The 21,924-nt window shown below is 65.8% G+C and carries 18 protein-coding genes and 1 pseudogene; 5 read left to right on the top strand and 14 right to left on the bottom strand.

Annotated features, from left to right (window positions below; translation table 11 throughout):
* Positions 1-6: 6 nt before the first annotated feature.
* The 5 genes and pseudogenes from LL962_RS08295 to LL962_RS08275 all read right to left on the bottom strand — a co-directional run bounded on the left by LL962_RS08295 (position 7) and on the right by LL962_RS08275 (position 2,611).
* Positions 7-315: a type II toxin-antitoxin system RelE/ParE family toxin gene (locus LL962_RS08295; RefSeq protein ID WP_228316547.1), complete on the bottom strand. Its 309-nt coding sequence runs from the start codon at positions 313-315 to the stop codon at positions 7-9.
* A 6-nt stretch (positions 316-321) separates the two neighbouring features.
* Positions 322-585 (bottom strand): YlcI/YnfO family protein, encoded by a 264-nt coding sequence (locus LL962_RS08290; RefSeq protein WP_228316546.1) that lies wholly within the window; start codon positions 583-585, stop codon positions 322-324.
* A gap of 94 nt (positions 586-679) precedes the next feature.
* Positions 680-1,364, bottom strand: a pseudogene (locus LL962_RS20970) (hypothetical protein).
* Entirely contained in the window at positions 1,354-1,884 is a 531-nt protein-coding gene (locus LL962_RS08280) for a winged helix-turn-helix domain-containing protein (protein WP_228316545.1), read from the bottom strand. The pseudogene LL962_RS20970 and the gene LL962_RS08280 overlap by 11 nt, the downstream one beginning before the upstream one ends.
* A 130-nt stretch (positions 1,885-2,014) precedes the next feature.
* Entirely contained in the window at positions 2,015-2,611 is a 597-nt protein-coding gene (locus tag LL962_RS08275) for a TetR/AcrR family transcriptional regulator (RefSeq protein ID WP_228316544.1), read from the bottom strand.
* Positions 2,612-2,681: 70 nt separating this feature from the next.
* On the opposite strand from LL962_RS08275, the gene bdcA reads away from it, so the two are divergent.
* From bdcA to LL962_RS08260, 3 genes are all read left to right on the top strand, one after another.
* Entirely contained in the window at positions 2,682-3,395 is a 714-nt protein-coding gene (bdcA, locus tag LL962_RS08270) for an SDR family oxidoreductase (protein WP_104584432.1), read from the top strand.
* A 260-nt stretch (positions 3,396-3,655) separates the two neighbouring features.
* Complete coding sequence (locus LL962_RS08265) at positions 3,656-4,519, top strand: Smlt3025 familytype IV secretion system inhibitor (RefSeq protein WP_228316543.1); 864 nt, start codon at positions 3,656-3,658, stop codon at positions 4,517-4,519.
* 25 nt (positions 4,520-4,544) lie between these two features.
* Positions 4,545-5,870 (top strand): Smlt3024 family type IV secretion system effector, encoded by a 1,326-nt coding sequence (locus tag LL962_RS08260; protein ID WP_228316542.1) that lies wholly within the window; start codon positions 4,545-4,547, stop codon positions 5,868-5,870.
* Between the two features lie 160 nt (positions 5,871-6,030).
* Here the strand turns inward: LL962_RS08260 and LL962_RS08255 are convergent, their stop codons facing one another.
* The 8 genes from LL962_RS08255 to LL962_RS08220 form a co-directional block, all read right to left on the bottom strand.
* Positions 6,031-8,700: a M1 family metallopeptidase gene (locus tag LL962_RS08255; RefSeq protein WP_228316541.1), complete on the bottom strand. Its 2,670-nt coding sequence runs from the start codon at positions 8,698-8,700 to the stop codon at positions 6,031-6,033.
* 162 nt (positions 8,701-8,862) lie between these two features.
* Positions 8,863-10,155 (bottom strand): adenylosuccinate synthase, encoded by a 1,293-nt coding sequence (locus tag LL962_RS08250; RefSeq protein ID WP_228316540.1) that lies wholly within the window; start codon positions 10,153-10,155, stop codon positions 8,863-8,865.
* Between the two features lie 391 nt (positions 10,156-10,546).
* On the bottom strand, positions 10,547-10,732 hold the full coding sequence (locus LL962_RS08245; RefSeq protein WP_228316539.1) for a DUF2065 domain-containing protein: 186 nt from the start codon (positions 10,730-10,732) through the stop codon (positions 10,547-10,549).
* Between the two features lie 245 nt (positions 10,733-10,977).
* The gene (gene hflC / locus LL962_RS08240) at positions 10,978-11,841 is read right to left on the bottom strand and encodes a protease modulator HflC (protein WP_228316538.1); all 864 of its coding nucleotides are present in this window, start codon (positions 11,839-11,841) and stop codon (positions 10,978-10,980) included.
* Complete coding sequence (hflK, locus tag LL962_RS08235; RefSeq protein WP_104584444.1) at positions 11,841-12,971, bottom strand: FtsH protease activity modulator HflK; 1,131 nt, start codon at positions 12,969-12,971, stop codon at positions 11,841-11,843. The genes hflC and hflK overlap by 1 nt, the downstream gene beginning before the upstream one ends.
* A gap of 546 nt (positions 12,972-13,517) precedes the next feature.
* Positions 13,518-13,904 carry a twitching motility response regulator PilH gene (pilH, locus tag LL962_RS08230; protein ID WP_104584446.1) on the bottom strand — a complete coding sequence of 129 codons (387 nt, stop codon included), beginning with the start codon at positions 13,902-13,904 and terminating at the stop codon, positions 13,518-13,520.
* A 1,532-nt stretch (positions 13,905-15,436) separates the two neighbouring features.
* Positions 15,437-16,327 carry a DnaJ C-terminal domain-containing protein gene (locus tag LL962_RS08225; RefSeq protein WP_228316537.1) on the bottom strand — a complete coding sequence of 297 codons (891 nt, stop codon included), beginning with the start codon at positions 16,325-16,327 and terminating at the stop codon, positions 15,437-15,439.
* A 496-nt stretch (positions 16,328-16,823) separates the two neighbouring features.
* Positions 16,824-17,297, bottom strand: a complete 474-nt coding sequence (locus tag LL962_RS08220) for an Hsp20/alpha crystallin family protein (RefSeq protein WP_104584450.1) — start codon at positions 17,295-17,297, stop codon at positions 16,824-16,826.
* Between the two features lie 162 nt (positions 17,298-17,459).
* On the opposite strand from LL962_RS08220, the gene LL962_RS08215 reads away from it, so the two are divergent.
* Together LL962_RS08215 and LL962_RS08210 are read left to right on the top strand one after the other, a co-directional pair.
* Entirely contained in the window at positions 17,460-17,942 is a 483-nt protein-coding gene (locus tag LL962_RS08215; RefSeq protein WP_228316536.1) for a peroxiredoxin, read from the top strand.
* A 42-nt stretch (positions 17,943-17,984) separates the two neighbouring features.
* On the top strand, positions 17,985-18,542 hold the full coding sequence (locus LL962_RS08210; protein WP_104584454.1) for a ferritin-like domain-containing protein: 558 nt from the start codon (positions 17,985-17,987) through the stop codon (positions 18,540-18,542).
* A 236-nt stretch (positions 18,543-18,778) separates the two neighbouring features.
* Here LL962_RS08210 and pbpC read toward each other — a convergent pair whose 3' ends face one another.
* Entirely contained in the window at positions 18,779-21,199 is a 2,421-nt protein-coding gene (pbpC, locus tag LL962_RS08205; RefSeq protein WP_228316535.1) for a penicillin-binding protein 1C, read from the bottom strand.
* Positions 21,200-21,924: the final 725 nt, after the last annotated feature.

The following is a 21,924-nucleotide window of genomic DNA, read 5'->3' as shown; positions in this document are numbered from 1 at the left end:
GCCGCCCTATTGATAGTCGTCTTCACGCTGATGCCTGACTGCCAAAACGGTGACGACCTGATCGCTTTCAACCTCGAAGAGCAGCACATAGCCGCTGGCACCGAAGCCGATTACCAGCTCACGCAAAAAGGGGTCCGCCAACCCTGCCTTGCGGCAGCTCCACGGGGACAGTTCAAGCACTGTGACGCCATCGCCGATGGCCTGCAGCACACGCTCGGCCACGGTGAGGTCGCCTTCGGCACGCTGTAGCAGCCAGTCGTAAAGGCGCGCGAGCTCGTCGCGCGCTTGCTGAGTGAAGCGGACAAAACATCCCACGCTGGCTTAGCCCTTGCGCGCCTGGTCCAGTTGGAACTGCAGCCCGGCCAGCACATCTTTCGCGTCGATATACCGGTAAGGCGCCTTGGCGCTGTCACGCGAGGCCAGCCCGCGTGCAATGAAGGCTTCCTGCTGCTGACGCTGCTGCACCTGGGCGCGCACGGAGTGCTCGACGAAGCTGGACAGCGTCTCACCCTCCTGCAACACGGCCTCGGCCGCTTCGCGCAGCGCCGGGTCTACCCGGAGCGATGGAAGAGATGCGGATTTCATGGCAGACCCAGTGCGTTGCAATTGCGATGCATCATCGCAAGCGAGCGCCGGTGCTTCAAGGTTTCTTTGCAGACCTAAGCCGACGATGTCGCAGCTACGCTGGCGCAATGGTGCGTAGGCGCTGAAGCACGACGCCTGCGCGCTCCGGTTCGGCGACCAATCCCGGCAACGCGTTCACAAACGCCGGGTTATCCACTAGCCCCTTGAACACGTCGGCAACCCAATGCCGAAGATCTGCATGCTCCACGGCAAACTCTTCCACCAGCTCGGCCCGGCCATCGACGACATTGAGGACGTCCTCCAGGTCGTGACTGGAAAGGAAGTCGCTGTTGCCTCGGGTAGCTAAGGCTTCGAGCTTGGTCGCCACGAATGCTGTCGCTGTCACCAAGCGGATGGACAGGCGATCGCTCAAGGCCACCACTTGGGCCGTCTCTACAGCATGGGCGTACCAGCGGTTGGAGAAGCCAAGCACGCCGGCATCCACCTGCATCAGGTCGAAGAGGACGCCCGACGCTTCGTGTACCCAGCGGCAGACGACACCGCTGCGCATCTCGCGCGCAAAGCCCTGCGACTCCACACGCGCCTCGATACCGGAACCGGGACCAATCAAGATTGACCACCGCATCGACGTCATAGGTGGCGCGGACGCCTTCCGCCAATGGATCCGACACCAGCAGGCCAACGACTGCTCCGCCGAGGAAGACCACGTGTTCGCAAAGTTCGCCCAGCGCATCCGTAATCACCAGCAGATGCGGCAAATTAGGATCTTCAGAGCGCATCGCCAAGCCCCAGCAGTTGCTTGAGATAGCGCGCTGCCAGCGTGCGCTCGCGGGCACGCCCGCTGCGTAGGGCGTCCTGCAGCGCCAGCAGTTGGTGCAAGGCAGGGTCGGCCAGCGCAGCGTTGGGCGCACCTGCCGACAACGGCGACAAGCTCGGGCCTTTGGCCGTGCCCTGCGCGCTTGGCCATACCGGTGCATCCCCTGGGGAGCTGGAAATGGCAATGGACAGTGGGGGCACGCCGAAGGCCGTAGGAATGCCACGCCTTAGCGGCCCGATCACGGCGGGGAAGGCATAGCGCACGCCGTGGACCGCAAATTCATGCAGCGCCGTGCGTACCGTCTCCCACTCGCCGCGGCTTTTTTCCAGCGCCAAGCCGGATGCCACCGCGCGCTTGACGCTGCGATGCACCTGAGAAGGGCTCATGCCCAGCGCTTCTCCAAGGGATGCATACGTCAAGACCTGGCCCGCCTGGGCGACCTGCTTGTACAGCACCACTAGATCCTGGGGCTTCAGTTCCACAGCAGAGCCCGCCTTATTCCATATTCCGGAATATGGAATATCCAGCGAGCGAGCTGTTTTTGCAAGCAGTCTTCGCTAAGCGCTCTGACTAAACGAGGGCCTACCGCTCAACGGCGAAAGCCAGACATGCTCACCCAATTCCCCGCAGCGCCACCCGAAGCGCCTCCCCCGCCAACCGCGCACTCGCCAGCAGGCGCTCCAGGCTCTGCCCATGCCGGGCGCTGGCGGACAGGCCGGCCATGGTGGTGCTGACGAAATCGGCCAGCCGGTCTGCGTCGTGCGGGCACTGCTTGGCGATGTGGGAGCGGATCAACTCCTGGGCGGCGACATGAAAGCCGCAGGCGGCCTCGCGCGCCTGCGCGTCGTTGCTGCGCGTGCCTTCCAGCACCAGGCAGCCGGTGGCGGCAGGGTCTGCGGCGTAGCAGCGCGCGGCCTGCTCCAGTACGTCGGCCAGCGCGTCGGCCAGCGGGCGGGCGGTGTCCAGGATCTGTGGCAACGGGATGGCCCCGGTCTGCGCGTAGCGGTCGAGGATGCGCGCATACAGGCCGGCCTTGCTGCCGAAGGCGGCGTAGAAACTGGGCGGGTTGATGCCCAGCGCCTGGGTGAGGTCGGCCACGCTCAGTGCGTCGTAGCCACGCGCATGAAATAGCTGCTGCGCAGTGGCGACCGCTTGGTCCGGGTCGAACGCCCGTGGCCGGCCACGGGCCCGGGAGATTTCTGTAGTCATAGTTACAAAACTCTTGACGGCAGGCGAAATCTATTATGTATTGCTCGCTACATTAATTGCGAGGTGGTGCATGTCAGCGTTCAAAGACAAGTCGGTATTGGTGCTCGGTGGCAGCCGGGGGATTGGGGCCGCCATCGTGCGGCGCTTCGTGGCCGAGGGCGCGCGGGTGACGTTTACCTATGCCGGCTCTGCCGAGGCGGCGCATCGCCTGGCCGGTGACACCGGCAGCACCGCGGTGCTGGCCGACAGCGCCGACCGCGATGCGGTCATCGACACGGTGCGCCGCAGCGGGCCGCTGGATGTGCTGGTGGTCAACTCCGGCATCGCCTTGTTCGGCGATGCGCTGGACCAGGATCCGGACGCGGTAGACCGGCTGTTCCGCATCAACGTGCACGCGCCCTACCACGCCTCCGTGGAGGCCGCTCGGCAGATGCCGCCCGGCGGGCGCATCATCGTGATCGGCTCGGTCAACGGCGACCGCATGCCGCTGCCCGGCATGGCGTCCTACGCGCTGAGCAAATCCGCGCTGCAAGGGCTGGCGCGCGGGCTGGCCCGCGACTTCGGGCCGCGTGGCATCACCATCAACGTGGTGCAACCGGGCCCGATCGATACCGATGCCAACCCGGAAAACGGGCCGATGAAAGACCTGATGCACAGCTTCATGGCGATCAAACGCCACGGCCGCGCCGACGAAGTGGCCGGCATGGTGGCCTGGCTGGCGGGCCCGGAAGCGAGCTTTGTCACCGGGGCGATGCATACGATCGATGGTGCGTTTGGGGCATGACGCGGCGACGTCTGCATTGAGGGCACTGCGGCTCGACATGTAGCGCGACGAATCGCGGTAAAGGCCTTCCGTCAACATACATGGCGAGCTGCTGTTGCAAGGCCAGCCTTCTGGTCCGCCCGCATCTCCTGCTGTCAACGCGTGGTCGCATTTTCCATGGCATGCGGCGCATGGCAAAGGCAATCGCTGGCCGGGCCCTTGCTGTCGCGTTGATCCTGAGTTGCCTATAGTTGCCGACGAACCCTGCAATGGATTGACCAATGCACTTGATGTCATCCGGCCGGTGCCTGGCCCTTGCACTCGCGGTGGCTGTCACCGGCAGCGCGTGTGCACGGACACCATCACCCGAACAAAAAAGGACTTCTCCCATGTCAGGCACCGTCACCACCGGCCGCACCATCAACGGGCACACCTATTCGGACGCTCCGGTCGATGTAAAGCTGGGGCCGAACACCTTCCGCATCCCCGCCAACTATCTGGACAGCCAGATCGCACCATGGCCGGGCGAAGGCGTGACGCTGGTCATCGAGTGGCCAAACATGACCCCCACCCCGCCCGGGGCACGGGCCAACCCGCGTACGAATGATTTCAGGAAGGAGATCCATGCAGCGATCGACTACGTTGACCGGGTCCCGATTGAGGCATTGCTTGGACGCTATTCGTCGAACGAAGCACTCACCAAGGCTGATTGGGTCGAACGAGGTAATCCTGCGGAGAGGCTCGATCTCCGGATTGCACAGCCTGAAACGCTCGGATTGATTCCCTATGCCATCGATGAGGAGAAAATGGCCACGTACGTCAAAGCGTACGAAGCCCGCTACGGCGAGCCTCCTGCGCGCAACCCTGCGCTTGAATATGACTGGTATGTCGCGCGCGATGCTGGCGGCAATCTAACGACGTTTATCAAATGCGACAGCGCCAAGTTTCGCACTGATGGCATACGGCTTGAGGGCGACCAGGTAGTTGACGAGGAAAGCTCGGTTGTTGCCGATTGCACTCACTACCTTGTCGATGTCGAGAACAAGCTATCCATCACGCTTCACTACTACCGGGCCTTTCTGAAGGACTGGAAGCGCATGGAGTACGCGGTAAAGGACGTACTTACCCGAACCAAGGTCAGGTGACCGGACCATTGACAAGGAGTGAAAAATGAGTGGAATGACCGAGAACGATCTTAGAATCCTTTCCAACTACGCGGACAGAGGCAACCGCGAGCTGTATTGGAACTACCTGTCGCAACTAAATGGTGCAGACGGATACGGAACGCTGGCGCTGGGCGTAGTGCGGAATGACAGCTTGCCCGGCCAGGTGGCCAACAGTTATGCGCAGGACTACGCCAGGTCGCAACGCGATAATGGCTCGCGTTTTCCCAATGCTCACCTGACCGAGCGGCAGTGGGAAGATTTCGGACAGACACTACTCATAAAGGATCTTGAGCTTAGGCAAAGCTGGTTCCGTAAAGATCGCCCAGATCTGGCACTGAACCTGCCGGGCGCCTCCGTCATGCTCGCGCACGACCGCGCATTCGAGCAGCACCAGCTCGACCCCAACTGCTGGACACCCCGCGTACTTCTGCAAGCAGCATTGGAAAAAAGCGGCCCCCAGAAGCTGGAACAGATCTGGACCAACATGCTCGACAACGGGTACGCCGGCGCCACCCGCATCGGCAACACGGGCTACGAGACCTTTGCGCAGATGGGCATGGCGGCCGGCAGCCAGTACCTGGCCAAGCTGGGCACCACCGAGGCGATCCAGATGTTGGAAGGCCGCTCCGCCGTCGATCCCAATGTCATCGGCAGCAACAGCTTCTACGCGATGTACTTCGAACAGGACGGCAAATGGGTGAACGTCAGTGCAGGCGGCGGGCATCTTTCCATGCGCGAAGAAACCAGGCCTGCCCGTATTGCCGAACTCGACGATGCCCGCGCCGTCCGCCTGGAGCGGCAGCAGAAAGCCACGCAGTTCCATGAAGACGATCCGTACCGTTCGATTACGCGCAGCCCGTTCACGGCATCGGTCGATGGCCTTCCCGATCGAATGCAGGCGCCTACCAAGCTCGCAGATATCGGCCCTGATCACCGCGACTACGCACTGCTGCAGCAGGTTCGCGCGGGTGTGAGCGCGATCAATGCACAGGCCGGGCTCACACCGGGCGAGAACAGCGAGCGCCTCATCGCCAGCGTGATGACCCTGGCCCGTCAGAACAATCTGGACCGGGCCGACCACGTGGTGTTGAGCAAGCAAACTGCCGACAGCCCGGCCGGCCGCACCGTGTTTGTGGTGCAGGGCGAGTTGAACGACCCGGCGCACCTGCGCGCCCACATGCCGACCGATGTCGCCGTACAAACGCCGGTGGAAAAGTCGCTGCAACAGCTGGAAGTCGCCACGACCGATCGCCAGCAGGCGTTGGCGCAGAGCCAGCAGCAGGAGATGGACAACCGGCAGCGTGAGAGTGCCGCACTACGCATGGGATAAGTGGGACGCCGGGCGTTGACGCACAGGCTCGGACAACGCGGCCGCATGCCCCGGGGGATTGCTCCTCGGGGAAGTCGCAAGGCCGCTGTCCTTTCTTCAGGGTCGCGATGCGCGCCACTGATCGACGCGCAGCAACCACGCCTGGCGTGCAACCAAACGCCTAGCCGTTACGCTCCCGCAACCATGCCTTGATCTGCGGCACACGCTGGTCACGCAGCCGGACCCGCGTCTGGATGCTGCCGATCGCGGTTTCCGCCTCGCGGCGCGAGGTGGGGGCGATGTACTTGTCCGCAAACGCCTTGATTTTGTCGACGGTCTTGAGGTCGAACGAGCCATCCGCCAGGCCGGGGTAGTAGCGCGCACGCGAGGTGGTGTCGACCAGCGTGTCGACCTGGCTGCGATGGGCGACGGCGAAATCGAACGCCAGCTCCGGGTGTTCCCCGGCCACCGCACGGATCATGCTGGCGGCATTGGTCGCTCCCGGCTCGCTGGTGAGGGCCAGCGCCAGGGCGCGTTGCGCCAGCGCCGGATCCTTTGCATGTGCCAGATAGAGGTAGTACTCATCGCGCACCATCGCGGAGGTTTCCTTTCGCGCCATTGCCTGCAGCGTCTGCCAGGTAGCGGCGTCGGCATGTTGGGCGACGATGCCGAGCACGGTGCTGCGCAGCTCCGGCGACAACGCGGCGGGCTTGGCCTGGAAGACTGCGAAGCGGCGCTGCGCTTCGGCAATCACCGCCGGGTCGTCCAGTTCACTCAGGTCGGTGATCAGTTGCGCGCGCAGTTGCTTGACCTGGGCCGAGTCGCCATCGCGATCGTCCCAGCCATAGCGGGCGAACACCGGCGCCAGCCGCGCCACCGCGTAGCTGCGCCAGGCGGTGCGGTCGGCTGGACTGTTCTCGAACAGAGCGTCCAGACCCACGAACGTGCCGGAGACGATCTGCCACAGGTCCGGCGCGGCATCCGCCGGCAGGTTGGCCGTGAGGTCGAGCAGATCCGCATCCGGCTGCAGCCCGACCTTCGCCAGCGCACTGGTGTCCAGCAGGATGCCCAGTTGGTCCACCACCGGCAGCTTCGACAAACCGGCGCTCAGCGCCTTGAACTGCGCGGGCGCATACAGCGTGCGGTAGTAGCCTTTCTGGCCCGCATTGACCAGCACCGGCCCATCGCAGCCTGGCAGTGAGAGCTGCGCGCTGTGGTCCACCAGCACGCGTTGCGTCTTGCCGGCGCCATCGCGCACGGTGACCGGCACGCGCCACGCCAGCGGTTGTTTGTTCGGCCGATCGAGCGTGTACTCGCCCTGCTCCAGCGTCAGCGTAGTGGTGCCGGCATCGCAGCGGGTGCTGGCCTTGATCAGCGGCACGCCCGGTTGCCGGGTGAAGTCGTGGGCGATGTCGAGGAAACGCTTGCCGGGTGCGACCTTGTCGATCTGCTGCCACAACTGGCCTGTGACCGCATTGCCGTATTGATGCTGCCGCAGGTACTGGCGCACGCCGGTGCGCCAATTGTCCGAGCCGACATAGTCCTCCAGCATGCTGATCACCGCCTCGCCCTTGTCGTAGGTGATGGTGTCGAACGCCTGGCTGGCCTGCTCCACGGTGGCCACGTGCTGCACTACCGGGTGGGTGGTGGCATAGGCATCGAGTGCCATCGCGCCGCGGCTCTTGTAGGCCGGGCCGGTCTTGTCGATGTCCCACTCCGGATGCAGCTTGGCGGTGGTGCGCGCCTCCATCCAGTTGGCGAAACCTTCGTTGAGCCACAGGTCGTCCCACCACGCCATGGTCACCAGATTGCCGAACCACTGATGGGCGATTTCGTGCGCGGCGATGGTGAACACCTCCTGCTTGTCGCTGACGGTGGACACTGCCGGGTCCAGCAGCAGGAAGCGCTCGAAGGTGAAGATCGCGCCCCAGTTTTCCATCGCACCGAAGAACTGGCTGCGCCCCGGTGCGGCGACGTTGTCCAGCTTGGGCAAGGGATAGGGAATGCCGAAGTAGGCGTTGTATTCGTGCAGGACATCGCGGCCGGACTGCAACGCGAACTGCGCCTGATCCACCTTGCCCTTCTGTGCGATCACGCCGATCTCGGTGCCGTTGTCGGCAGTGACGGTGGCGCGCTCGAACTCGCCCATGCTGACGAACAGCAGATAGGTGGACATCTTCGGCGAGGTCTGGAACACGATCCGGGTACGGCCGTCGGCGGCCGGCGTGGACGAGGCGACCGGCATATTGCTCACCGCCATCTGCCCGGCCGGTGCGTTGACGACCAGATCGAAGGTGGCCTTGAAGTTGGGTTCGTCCCATGCCGGCACGAAACGGCGCGCGTCGGAGTTTTCGAACTGGGTGAACAGCGCGCGGCGAGTGCCCTGCGCGGTGGGGTAGTCAAGCGCGAACAGGCCGTTGGCCTGGGTACCGATCGTGCCGCTGTAGTCCATGGTCAGCACGTACTTGCCAGGTGCCAGCGCTGCGCCGGTGCTGATGCGGGCAGTTTGCGTATCGGCATCGGTGGTGACCTTGGCCGCCACCGGTGCGCGGCCTGCCGCGGCCAGCGTGACCTTGCCGAAGCGCAGGTCCGCGGCCTGCAGCACGATGGCATCGGTGGGCACCAGCACGTCCACATCGATGCTGACCTTGCCGTCGAAGCGCAGCGCCTCGGCGTGCGGAGTGATCTCGATGGCGTAGTGGCTGGGCCTGGCGGTGCGCGGCAGCTGGGTGGTGACGGCCGCGGCAGCCGGTGCCGCCGTGGCAGGCGCAGGCTCGGCGGCGTTGACGGAGCCGGTCAGTGCAGGACTTGCCAGCGCCAACGCGATGGCGGTCACCAGGGGAAGACGCATTGGTCATTCTCGACAGGAGGGCGCAGGCACCCGATCCGCCCATGATCCACTGCAGACTCATCCGCATGCACCGCCGAAAGTCATGCCAATGCTCAGCAATGCTCAAACGCCAACGGCCCGGACATGCCGGGCCGTTGGACCATACTCTACCGCGTCAGCCGATCAGGCGAACGGATCCTGCAGCACCATGGTGTGGTCGCGATCCGGGCCGGTGGAGACGATGCTGATCGGGCAGCCGGCCAGTTCCTCCAGCGCACGCAGGTAAGCGCGGGCGGCGGGCGGCAGCTCCTCCCACACGGTGATGCCGTGGGTGTTCTCGCTCCAGCCGGGGAATTCCAGATACACCGGGGTGCACTCTTCCCAGCCCTGCGCGTCCAGCGGGGCGTATTCGGTGCGCTTGCCGCGGTATTCGTAGGCGATGCAGACCTTGAGCTTTTCCATGCCGTCGAGCACGTCGAGCTTGGTGATGCACAGGCCGGAGATGCCGTTGATGGCGACCGCACGCTTGAGTGCGACGATGTCCATCCAGCCGCAGCGGCGCGGGCGGCCGGTGGACGCGCCGTACTCGGCACCGCGGTCGCGGATACCCTGGCCGATCTCGTCGTCCAGCTCGGTCGGGAACGGGCCGCCGCCGACGCGGGTGGCATAAGCCTTGGCGATGCCCAGCACGTAGTCGATGTCCTGCGCGCCCACGCCGGTGCCGGCCAGTGCGCCGCCCACGGTGGTGTTGGAGCTGGTGACGTACGGATAGGTGCCGTGGTCGATATCCAGCAGCGCACCCTGCGCGCCTTCGAACAGCACGCGCTTGCCCTGCTTGCGCAGGTCGTGAAGGATGCCGGCCACGTCGGACTTCATCGGCTGCACGTACTCGCCGAAGGCCAGCGCTTCGTCGTAAGTCTTCTGGAAGTCCACCGCGTCCACGCCCAGGTACTTGGTCAGCACGAAGTTGTGGTAGTCCAGCGCGGTGCGCAACAGTTCTTCCAGCTGCGGCGGGTAATGCAGGTCGGCGATGCGGATACCGCGGCGCGCGACCTTGTCTTCGTAGGCCGGGCCGATACCGCGGCCGGTGGTGCCGATGGCCTTGCCGCCGGCGGCCTTCTCGCGCGCCTGATCCAGGGCGATGTGGTAGGGCATGATCAGCGGCGCGGCCGGGCTGATCTTCAGGCGCGAGCGCACTTCCACGCCGGCACCTTCCAGCTCGCTGATCTCCTTGATCAGCGCGGCCGGGGAAATCACCACGCCATTGCCGATCAGGCACAGCGCGTCTTCGCGCAGGATGCCGGAGGGAATCAGGTGCAGGACGGTCTTCTTACCATTGATGACCAGGGTATGGCCGGCGTTGTGGCCGCCCTGGAAACGGACGACGGCACCGATCTCTTCGGTGAGCAGATCGACGATCTTGCCTTTGCCTTCATCGCCCCACTGGGCACCGAGCACGACAACTGACTGACCCATGACGGGTGGACTCCTGAGTTTTGCTGCGGCCATCGGGGCCGCGGGATGGGACCGGTTCGGGGCCGACGGCGCCACCGTGCGCGCGGCTCCATCGGGGAGCGTTGCAGCGGCGACCAGCCCTGACACGGAAAAAGCCGGACGGGGTGCTCTGGAGGAGCGTGCCCGGCCGGCTTTTGTGCATTATCCGGGTTTCCGGTGGCCTGCACTACCCCCTGGCAGTTGGTCCAGCTGAGGTCGACGGGGTGACTGGGCGGTTTGTGAGGCTGAGTGGCTGGTCAGGCTGGACGGCAAGCCGGCTGGTCGGGCCGGTCGGCGGCCTGCATGGTCCGAACCCTGACCCGCAACGCCTGGGCGCCAACGAGTCCGGTTCCGATACGACGCCACACACGGCTCAGTGGCGCACGATCCACAGCGCGGTAGCGGCCAGCACCAGGGTCACTGCGCCAATGGCGCGTACCTGCGAGATCGGCAGGCTGAACAGTTGGTCGATCATGCGTTTCCAGGCGATCGGCATGGTGAACAGCAGCAGTCCTTCGATGACGAAGATCAGGCACAGGGCGGTCAGCAGATCATGCATGGGCAATGCGACATGGGGACGGAGCTGTAGTGTGCCCGGATCCGTCTCCCGACACGCTCCCCGCGCGGGCGCGACGAGGCATTGCCGGGAAGGCAGGTCGCGCACGGGTGCGCTCCTGCGCAAGACTCCCCATGCCTAGGAAAGGTGAGAGATCGCAACGCGCAGGCCGCATGCGCGTTCGGCCGCGAGCGCACATGAAAAACGCCCGCATTGCGCGGGCGTTCTTTCCCTTCAAGCAGCGCGCGTCAGCGATCGCTCTTGAGGTATTGCAGGAATGGGTCGTTCTTGTCGAGCACCACCACGCCATTGCCGTCGGCCATCGACTCGCGATACGCCTCCAGGCTGCGGTAGAACGCATAGAACGCTGGATCCTTGGAACCGGCCTGACCATAGATGCGTGCCGCCTGGGCATCGCCCTCGCCGCGCAACTTCTGCGCATCGCGCTCGGCGTCGGCCCTGATCACCGTGCTTTCGCGGTCGGCCTGCGCACGGATGGTCAGCGCCTGCTCTTCGCCTTCGGCGCGCAGCTTGCTGGCCTCCTGCTTGCGCTGGGCGCGCATGCGCTCGTAGACGTCGGTGATCACCTGGCTGTCGGTGGGCAGGTCGATCTGCTTGATGCGCAGGTCGGTGATCTGCATGCCCAAGCCCTTGATGGCGCCGTTGATGCCCTTGAGCTGGTTGGCGATCAGTTCGCTGCGGTCGCCGGAGACCAGTTGCTGCAAGGTGCGCGAATTGATCTGGTTGCGCAGCGAGTCGGTGATGATCGGGGCCAGCCGTGAATTGGCCACCGACTCCTCACCACCGGTGGCACGGTAGAACGCCCGCACATCGGAGATGTAGCCGATGGCGAAGAAGTCCACGCTCACGTCTTTCTGTTCGGCGGTGAAGTAGCGCGCCGGGGCGGTGTCCAGCACCTGGAAGCGGCGATCGAACACGCGCACCGATTCCACCATCGGAATCTTGAAGTGCAGGCCGGGCTTGAGGTCGGCACGCACCACGCGGCCCAGGTTGAGCACCATGGCGGTCTGGTCTTCGCGCACCACGAATACCGAGCCCATCAGGGTCAGCAGCACGGCGATGATCAGGCCGATGACTAGCGAATTCTTCATTACTCGGTTCCCTCACGGCCGGTCGGGCGCGGGCCGCGTTCCGGATTGCGGATGGCTTCGCCGTTGTTGCCTTGCGGCGGATTGAGCAGCACGTCCTGCGGCACCATCGACGGCATCCCACCGCTGTTGCCGCCACTGGTGGATGGCTTGCCGGCATCGGCCGGCATCGGCACGTAAATAACCTGGCGACCATCGCTGCCGATCACCTTGCGGTTCTCCGCCAGCACCTTCTGCACGGTTTCCAGCCACAACCGCTTGCGGGTGACCTCCGGGGCGCCAGCGTACTGCTCCTGCAATAGGGTAAAGCGGTCGGCATCGCCCTCGGCCCTGGAGATCACCGCCTGCTTGTAGCCTTCGGCGCCGGTGCGGGTGCGTGCACCCTGGCCGCGCGCTTCGGGCACCACCTTGGCCGCATAGGCCTGGGCTTCGTTGATCAGGCGCTCGCGCACCTGCTGGGCACCGTTGACCTCGTCGAAGGCCGGCTTCACTTCTTCCGGCGGACGGGCGTCCGGCAGGGTCACGCCGGTCACCGACAGGCCGGTGTTGTAGGCATCCAGCGCCGCCTGCAGCCGGTCTTTGGAGGCAATGGCCAGCGGGCCGCGATTGTTGAGCACGGTATTGAGATCGGACCGGCCCACCTGCTCGCGCACTGCGCTCTGTGCGGCCTGCTCCAGCACCAGCTCGGCATTGCGCGAGCCGAACAGATACTTGCGCGGGTCGTTGATCTGGTACTGCACATTGAGCGAGACGTTGACGATGTTCTCGTCGCGCGTCAGCACCGGCACCTGGTTACTGAAGGTCTTGATCTCGGTGGCATTGACCTTGCGCACCGACTCGATCGGCCAGGGCAGCTTGAAGTTCGGGCCGGGCTGCAGGATGCGCGAGAACTGGCCGAAGCGCAGCACCACACCACGCTGCTGCTCGCCGATGAGCTGGAAGCTGGAGAACAGCACCATCAGCGCCACCGCGACCAGGATCCAGCGGCCCACGCCGCCATCGAACAGCTCCTTCAGCGGCGCGGGCAGATTGCCCCAGCCACCGCCATTGCCGCCTCCGCGCGGCCCCCAGGACCTGCGACGGTTGGGGTCTGGGCCATCTCCGCCCTTGTTGCCGGGTGTGTTCCAGGCCATGCACGCTCCGTGATCGAGGGGCTGTGCGGGCCAGTCCCGCAGTGCCGCCGTGTTGTGTGATTCGTCGATTCTACTAGATGGGGCGGACCGGCCGTTTTGAAAGGCCCGGATCGGTGCATTGGCGGTTTAGCCGGCGGAGGATCGGTTCGCCAGAGCTGGCCGGGGCGAAAGCAGCCGCGGTGCAGCAGCAAGTGCGTCGATCGGATGGCGACCTGCCTGGCTGCATTCGGTCAGGCGCTCCAGGCCAGGGGCGCGGATGCAGCCGAGTCGCGCGATAACCGGAGGACGTTACGCAGGCTCTCAGTGCCAGTGCGAGACCCGCCTGACCAATGCCAGCGTGAGAACGACGGTAACGAGGTGGCGATCCCCTGCCCGCATCCCGGCCTTCTCCGGCAGGGCTGGGCGCCGCTTGCTTACGATCCATGCCGCGCGCCGCTGCCATGGCTGCCCGAGCCTCCGGGCCGGTTCCGGTCGCCGCCGGCCGCTGACGCGTCGCGCCTGCTGTCGAAGATCCTTTCTTGTCCTGCTTCGGTGTGGCCGCGTAGATCAGGCCGCAGGCGGCTCGTCCTTCTGGTTGAAGACCCGCTCCATCACTTCCAGCAACTCGTCTTCGGAGAACGGTTTGGTGATGTAGGCACGCGCGCCCTGTCGCATGCCCCACATGCGGTCGGTGTCCTGGTCCTTGGTGGTGACCAGGATCACCGGAATGTGCTGGGTGGAGGGCTCGCGCTTGAGCGTGCGCGTAGCCTGGAAGCCGTTGAGATTGGGCATGACCACGTCCATCAGCACCAGATCCGGCAGCGACGCCTTGGCCGCTTCCACGCCAGCGGCGCCGTCGGTGGCGGTGATGGTTTCGTGTCCCAGCTTCTCGACGATGCGCTGAATTCCCAGCAGCTGCGACGGCGAGTCGTCGACGATCAGAATGCGTGCCATGTGTTTCCCCTAGTGTGCGGCGAGTGTAGTGCGCCGGCTGCGCTTTCGGTAGGTGGGCAGGGCCAACTGCCTGGCACGTCGTGCGACATGCAATGGACTGACGCGCCCCATTCGCCTTGCACAGGACTGCAGGAGTTAAGACATCGGATAGGACCAGGCTGGATTCAACGCAGCCATCGACGGACCGCGGCGTCGATGGCTTCTCTCACCGGGAGGTGGCGCGCGGCGCCGGATGAGGGTGTGGTTGGTGCCGCGACAGTCACATTTGCGGGAACATCACGCGCCTGCTGCCCCCATCCGCCCTCCGGGCACCTTCCCCCGCAGGCGGGGGAAGGATGGCGTTGGCTGGGGCGATGCTGCGGCGCTGGCAACCTATCGTCTTCTTCCGCGCGCACTGAAAACCGATCACCGTCTCCGGCGTGCAGGGGAACACTGACAACCGATCATCTTCTCCAGTGCGCGCGAACACTGACGACCGATCAGCTTCTCCCGCGTGCGGGAGAAGGTGGCGCGCAGCGCCGGATGAGGGTGCTGTTGGTGTTTGCGGGAATATCACGCGACTGCTGCCCCCATCCGCCCTTCGGGCACCTTCCCCCGCAGGCGGGGGAAGGACGGCGTTGGCCGGACGATACTGCAGCGCTGGCAACCCATCGCCTTCTCCCGCGCGCACTGACAACCGATCACCGTCTCCCGCGTGCGGGGGAACACTGACAACCGATCATCTTCTCCAGCGCGCGCGAGCACTGACAAACGGCGATCATCTTCTCCCGCGTGCGGGAGAAGGTGGCGCGCAGCGCCGGATGAGGGTGCTGTTGGTGTTTGCGGGAACATCACGCGACTGCTGCCCCCATCTGCCCTCCGGGCACCTTCCCCCGCAGGCGGGGGAAGGATGGCGTTGGCCGGACGATGCTGCAGCGCCGGCAACCTATCGCCTTCTTCCCCGCGCACTGACAACCGATCACCGTCTCCCGCGTGCGGGGGAACACTGACAACCGATCATCTTCTCCAACGCGCGCGAGCGCTGACAACCAATCATCTTCTCCCGCGTGCGGGAGAAGGTGGCGCGCAGCGCCGGATGAGGGTGCTGTTGGTGTTTGCGGGAACATCACGCGACTGCTGCCCCCATCTGCCCTCCGGGCACCTTCCCCCGCAGGCGGGGGAAGGATGGCGTTGGCCGGACGATGCTGCAGCGCCGGCAACCTATCGCCTTCTTCCCCGCGCACTGACAACCGATCACCGTCTCCCGCGTGCGGGGGAACACTGACAACCGATCATCTTCTCCAACGCGCGCGAGCGCTGACAGCCGATCAGCTTCTCCCGCGTGCGGGAGAAGGTGGCGCGCAGCGCCGGATGAGGGTGCTGTTGGTGTTTGCGGGAACACCACGTGACTGCCACCCCCATCCGCCCTTCGGGCACCTTCCCCCGCAGGCGGGGGAAGCACGACGTTGGCCGGGCGATGCCGCTGGCTCACCGCAGTCCCACCCCAACCCTTCTCTTGCAGGCGCAAGGCCCAATGCCCCTCACGGGGAAACTCACACCGTCTCGCCGAACGCCTTGGCCAGGTTGCGATAGGCCTTCTTCTGCGCATCGTCGGTCGGCGCCGGAGCCAGCACCTCGAGCTCCACGATCTGGTCGCCCGGCGTGGCACCCGGCAGGCCGCGGCCCCGCAGGCGCAGCTTGCGGCCGGCGTCCGAGTCGGCAGGCACCTTCAGCTCCACCGAACCGCCCAGCGTCGGCACGCTGATGGTAGTGCCCAGCGCCGCCTGCCACGGCATGACCTGCAGGGTGTAGAGAATATTGCGCCCGTCCACCTCGAAGTGCGGATGCGCGGCATATTCGATCTCCAGCAGCAGGTTGCCGCCACCATTGCCCTGCCCGCTCAGCCGGATCACCTGGCCAGGCTGCACGCCCTTGGGCACGCGTACGTCCAGCTGCTTGCCGTTGATGGTGATACGCACGCTGTCGCCGGAATACACCGCTTCCAGCGGCACGGCCAGCTTGGCGCGGGTGTCGCCGCGCGGCGGCGCCCCGGCACCTGCACCCGCACCCGGCCCGCGCGCACGCCCGCCGCGCTGGCCGGCGAACAGGCTTTCGAAGAAATCGCTGAAGCCGCCGCCGGCGCCGCCATTGCCGAACACTTCCTCGAAATCGAAGCCCTGGCCACCGCCGTACCCCGGCGGGGCCTGGAACTCGTCACCCGGGCGATAGCCCTGCGCCTTCAACTGATCGTAGGCCTTGCGCTTGGCCGGGTCGCGCAGCGCCTCGTAGGCTTCGTTGATCGCCTTGAACTTGTCCTCGGCGCCGGCTTCCTTGCTGACGTCGGGGTGATACTTGCGCGCAAGCCGGCGATACGCGGTCTTGATCTCGGCATCGCCCGCACTGGGCTCCACACCCAGCGTTGCGTAGTAATCCTTGAATTCCATCTAATCACCTCTGGAAAAAAAACGGCCCGCAGCCAGGGCCACGAGCCGGTTCGATGGGTCGGCACTTCGTTGCGACGGCCATGCTGCGCGGCGGGCGAGCTTCGCCGGGACGTACCGCCCCGCCGATTCGGAAACCGACCGCGCCACCTGGCGCTGACGCAACTGAAGATGCCAACCGATCCATTCGCAGCCGGGCGGGCGACCGCGCCTATTCTACGGCGCGGCCGTCGCCGGGGAACAAAACCGCCGGCTTCGTTCCAGGTCTTGCCTTGCAGCGTGACAGGCGCGTGCCGGATCGCGCAGCTCCAGCCGACGCCGACCCCGGCCGGCCTCGACCAACCCGCCACGCTCATGCCTTCGGAGCGACTGAGGGTACGTCGCGAGCCCCTGCCGACAGGTGCGGAGAGCCTGCCCGGAACCGGAGCGTACGTCTGACGCATTCCCACTTGGGGCCTCAGCCGCGCCTGCCTGGCGCTGCACACGCGTCCAGCCGCTATTACTGCACCCGGCCGTTGCCGTCCTGTCCGTTACCGACCTGAATACGACGCGGCGTTGCCGCCGGACGCTTGGGAATGCGGATCTCCAGCACGCCATTGTGGCCGGCCGCGGTGATGCCATCGGGATCGGCGCTGTCGGGCAATGCGAAGCGGCGATGGAAGCTGCCGTAGCGGCGCTCGATGCGCGAGAAGCGTTCGGTTTCGGCGCTGGATTCGCCCTTGCGCTCGCCCTTGATCGAGAGAATGCCCTTGTCCATCTGCACCTCGATCTCGCCCGGGTCGATACCCGGCAGGTCGGCATACAACACGAAGTGGTTGGGCTCTTCCTTGATGTCCACACGCGGCACCCACTGTGCGGTGACCACGGCCGACTCGTCGGTCTCGCCGTTCTGTTCGAAGAAGCGATCGAACACGTGCTTGATCTCGTTTTGCAGCGCGTGGGTGGGCCACTGGGGATAGCGAACGATATTCATTGCAAGCCTCCAAAAGGTTGGGTGAGGGGCCGGCGGCTGTAGCGTGTGCCGCTGCACCGGCCATGTGCGTCAGATAGGCGTGCACTTGCCGATTTCAAGCGCGTTGACGCGCTTTTCCCCTGCGCCTTTCTAGACTCCGTTCAGCCACAGGAGACCGCCCGCATGACCATCGCCGTTGGTGACAGCATTCCCGAAGTGGTCCTCAAGCACCTGCGCGATGGCCTCGAAGCCGTGGACACGCATACCTTGTTCGCCGGCCGCAAAGTGCTGCTGTTCGCGGTCCCTGGCGCGTTCACGCCCACCTGTTCGGCCAAGCACTTGCCGGGCTACGTGGAACATTTCGAGGCCTTCCGCAAACGCGGCATCGACGTCCTGTGCACTGCCGTCAACGACCCGTTCGTGCTGCAGGCCTGGGGCCGCAGCCAGCTGATTCCCGAAGGCCTGCACCTGCTGCCAGACGGCAATGCGGAGCTGGCTCGCGCACTGGGTCTGGAAATCGACGCCAGCGGCTCAGGCATGGGTCTGCGCTCGCGTCGTTATGCACTGTATGCCGAAGACGGCGTCGTCAAGGCCTTGTTCGTCGAAGAACCCGGAGAGTTCAAGGTGTCTGCAGCCGACTACGTGCTGCAGCACCTGCCCCACTGACGTATTGCGTCCCCCGCCCACTGAAGAGGAAAACGGCCAGCCATGTCTGATCAGCCAGCCACCACCACTACCGGTATCACCGATACCGCCACCCTGCGCGCCCGCGCACGTCAGAGCATCGAAGATGGTGCCATCACCGAGAGCTACCATGCCGATCGCCAGAAAGTGATCGCGCTGCTCAATACCGCGCTCGCCACCGAATACGTGTGCACGCTGCGCTACTACCGCCATTACTTCATGGCCAAGGGCATGCTCGCCGACGCGGTGAAGGGCGAGTTCCTGGAGCATGCGCAGCAGGAGCAGGAACACGCGCACAAACTCGCCGAGCGCATCGTGCAGCTGGGCGGCGAACCGGATCTCAACCCCGATACGCTGACCAAGCGCTCGCACGCCGAGTACAAGGAAGGCAGCGACCTGCGCGACATGGTCAAGGAAAACCTGATCGCCGAGCGTATCGCCATCGACAGCTATCGCGAGATGATCGACTTCATCGGCGACAAGGACACCACCACCAAGCGCATCCTGGAAGGCATCCTCGCGCAGGAAGAAGAACACGCCGACGAATTCGCCGACATGCTGGAAGGCTGGATCGGCGAGTGAGTGCACTGCATCGGCGCGCTTGCGCCGATGCAGTCATTCGGTTGCACGATCCGGCAGGACAGGGCGCCAGCAGGCGCCCTGTGCTTTTTCGCGACGTGGCGATCTGCACGCACAGCGCTCTCCACTCGAGCTGGCAGCTCCACCTCGCAGGCACACCCCCGGACACGACCTGCCTTTCTGGTCATGCCCCGCCGCGCCCGCGTGCGCTCCCAAGCCGATGCGGCGTCAGCGCTTGCTCAGCGCAGTACGCGGAAGCGCAGCTGTGTCCAGGCGCCATCGCTGGCCATTGCGGTGAGCGTGTGCTGGCCGACCTCGGCAAAATCACGTTGAAATCCCTGGCGCCCGGTAGTCTGGGCGATCCAGCGTCCGTCCAGCAACCAATCGATGCGCGCTTCGCTACCCAGCGCGCGCAGCTGCAGGCGCACCGGCCGGGCGCTGTCGTTGGCACGCGCCAGCGTGGCACGGTCGCTCAGCCCATCGATGCGCAGCACGCCAGCGCCGACCATGTTCCCATCGGGTCGACAGTCCGGCGCCAGCGGCGGCGGTTGCGTGGCATTGCGCTCTGCCGCGCTCAGCCAGGGCGACGCCAGCGCGGGCCAGCGCGCCAGCACACGCGACGCGCGCAGATGCGGCTGCTCGCATTCCTGCGACAGCCGCTGGCCGCTGCGCGCGTCCACTTCGAAACGCCATTGACCGCTCTGCCACAGCCGCGCGTCGCGTTCGGCGAATGTCGGCGGCACCGCGCCTTCCAGGGCGTAGGCCTCCATCCGCCGCGCGCACAGCGGCGGCGGAGTCTGTTCCGCGGCCCCACCCAACGGCCAGCAGATCTGCAGTGCCTGCACCGTGGCGGGCCTCGGCGGCGGCACACTGTCGCCGGCATTGCGTGGCAACGCGTCGATGACCTCGAACATCAACGGCAGTGCGGTCACCGCACCGTATTGGCCGGGCAGTGGCGTGCCATCCGGCCGCCCCACCCACACGCCCACCGTATAGCGCCGCGTACCGCCCAGCGCCCAGGCATCGCGATAGCCGTAACTGGTACCGGTCTTCCACGCCACGCCCGGGCGTGTCGCGGTATCGAAGGTGCCGCTGCCATAGCCGGGGCGCGGGTTGCTCTGCAGGATCTCGCGTACGATCCAGGCGGCACCGGGCGACATCAGCCGGCGGTCGATCCGCGCTGCATCCGGCGTGTAGCGCACACGCCCGGCGATACCGCCGCGGTTGAGCGCGGCGAAGGCGCCGACCAGTTCCTGCAACTGCGCACCCGTGCCCCCCAGGATCAAGGCCAGCGAGGGCGGCGTACCGCGAGGAAAGTGCAAGGCGATCCCGGCGTTGGACAGCCGTGCGGCGAACCGCGCAGGGCCGATACGGTCGAGCAGATCCACCGCCGGCACGTTCAACGACAGTCGCAACGCCGCAGCGGCGCTCACCGGCCCATTGAACGCAGCATCGAAATTGCCTGGCCGGTAGTCGCCAAAGCTCTGCGGCGCGTCTACCAACAGGCTTTCCGAATGGATCAGACCATCGTCCAGAGCCATGCCGTACAGAAACGGCTTGAGCGTGGAGCCGGGCGAGCGCCAGGCCTGGACCATGTCCACATGCCCCAGCCGCCTGCGATCGCCGAAGCTGACCGAGCCCACGTAGGCACGTGCCTCCATCGTGGCGTTGTCCACCACCAGCAAGGCAGCCGAGGTGCGTTCGGGCAATTGCGAAAAATACGTACTCACGCGTTCTTCGAGCATGCGCTGCAGCTCCGCATCCAGCGTGGTGACGATGCGCGCGGCGCGCGGCTGCGCACTGTGCAGGCGTTGCGCCAGCAAGGCCGCATGCAACGGCGGCTTGAGCGAACGGGTCACCACCGGTTCGATGCGCGCATCGTCCACCTCCGCGCGCGACCACACCCCCAGCTCCACCATGCGGTCGAGCACCTTGTCGCGTGCACGCTGCGCCGCCTCGGGGTGCCGATCCGGCCGCAAGCGACTCGGCGCCTGCGGCAATACGGCCAGCAGTGCCGCTTCGGCCTGCGACAATGCCCTGGCCGGTTTGCCCAGGTAAGCCCAACTGGCCGCCTCTACGCCTTCGATGGTGCCGCCGTAGGGCGCGCGTTCCAGATACAGCGTGAGAATCTCGCGCTTGCTCAGATGCGCTTCCAACTGCAGGGCGCGCAACAGCTGCCTGGCCTTGCCCCAGGGCGTGCGTGTATGCGGATCAAGGATGCGCGCCACCTGCATGGTCAAGGTGGAGCCGCCGGAAACGATGCGGCCGTGCCCGATCCACTGCCCGCCGGCGCGTAGCAGGCCCCAGGGATTGATACCGGGGTGGCGCCAGAACCAGCGGTCCTCGTAGTTGAGCAGTGCCTGCAGATACAAGGGCGATACGCTCTGGGGACTGGCCGGGTAACGCCACACCCCGTTGCGATCGGCGAACGCACGCAGCGGCGTGCCGTTGCGTGCGACCACCAGCGTGGACGTGTCGCGCGACCTGGGCAGCGGCAGTGGAAAGGCCAGGTCCAGCATCAATAGCGCAGCGAGCAGCGCCGCGGCGCTCCAACGCAGCCAGCGCAGCCAGCGCAGCCAGCGGCTATCGCCCCGGGCCGACTCCGGCGCATGCGGCTGCGTCCGCTCCCTCCCTGCCTGCACCCGCGCGTGTTCGTCCATCGTGCAAAGCATGCAGGGCAAAACGCGTTTCGGCCACTGCTGCGCGATCGGATGCGTCGTACTGCGCGCTCTGGCTGGCTTGTCAGCCACGGCGCCAGGGATGCGGCCCGGTAGCGGTAAGGCGCCACGCGCAAGCGGGGCAGGCCTGACGAACGCACGCGGCAATCCGATTGCCAGGAATGCGGTCGCCAGCCGCGGCGCCATCCCCAGCCAGCCGTTGGCTGCCGAGTCGGACACCGCAAACCGTCCAGGCGGCGTTGAACGAAGACAGGCAGCACCCAGCCACGCCAGCTCGTGTCGCCGTCCTGCGCATCGACACTGCTGAACGGCAGCGCCTCACCCCTGTCGCCCCCTGCCCCAGCCAATGCACGTCCTCGAACACCACCGCCCGCACCAGGGCAACCAATGCCGGGGGGCCAGGCGAGCGCGCGACAGGCGAACATGAAGCCGAAGCCACGGAATACGGTGTCTTCAGCCAGCGCGAACAGCACCGCCGGCCACAGCAGCCCGAGAGACATGCGAACATCCCTGCGCGCAAGCATCGGGGTCCGTCCGCCGCCAGTGCAGGCGAACGTTCGCAGCCGCGTCCCTGTGCTCGAGCGGATGGCCGTGTTCACCACACCGGTGGTCCCTTGGCAGCATGCGTGCACGGTGGCCACGGCGCGCAACCGCAGCATCGGGCGATCGTGCGCCGGTCGGCAGATGCGCTCCTGGCACCTTTCATT

Origin of the sequence: Xanthomonas sp. NCPPB 1067 (assembly GCF_020783795.1) — a bacterium.
GTDB classification, from domain to species: Bacteria; Pseudomonadota; Gammaproteobacteria; order Xanthomonadales; family Xanthomonadaceae; genus Xanthomonas; species Xanthomonas melonis.
This window is presented reverse-complemented; position numbering and strand designations above follow the sequence as displayed.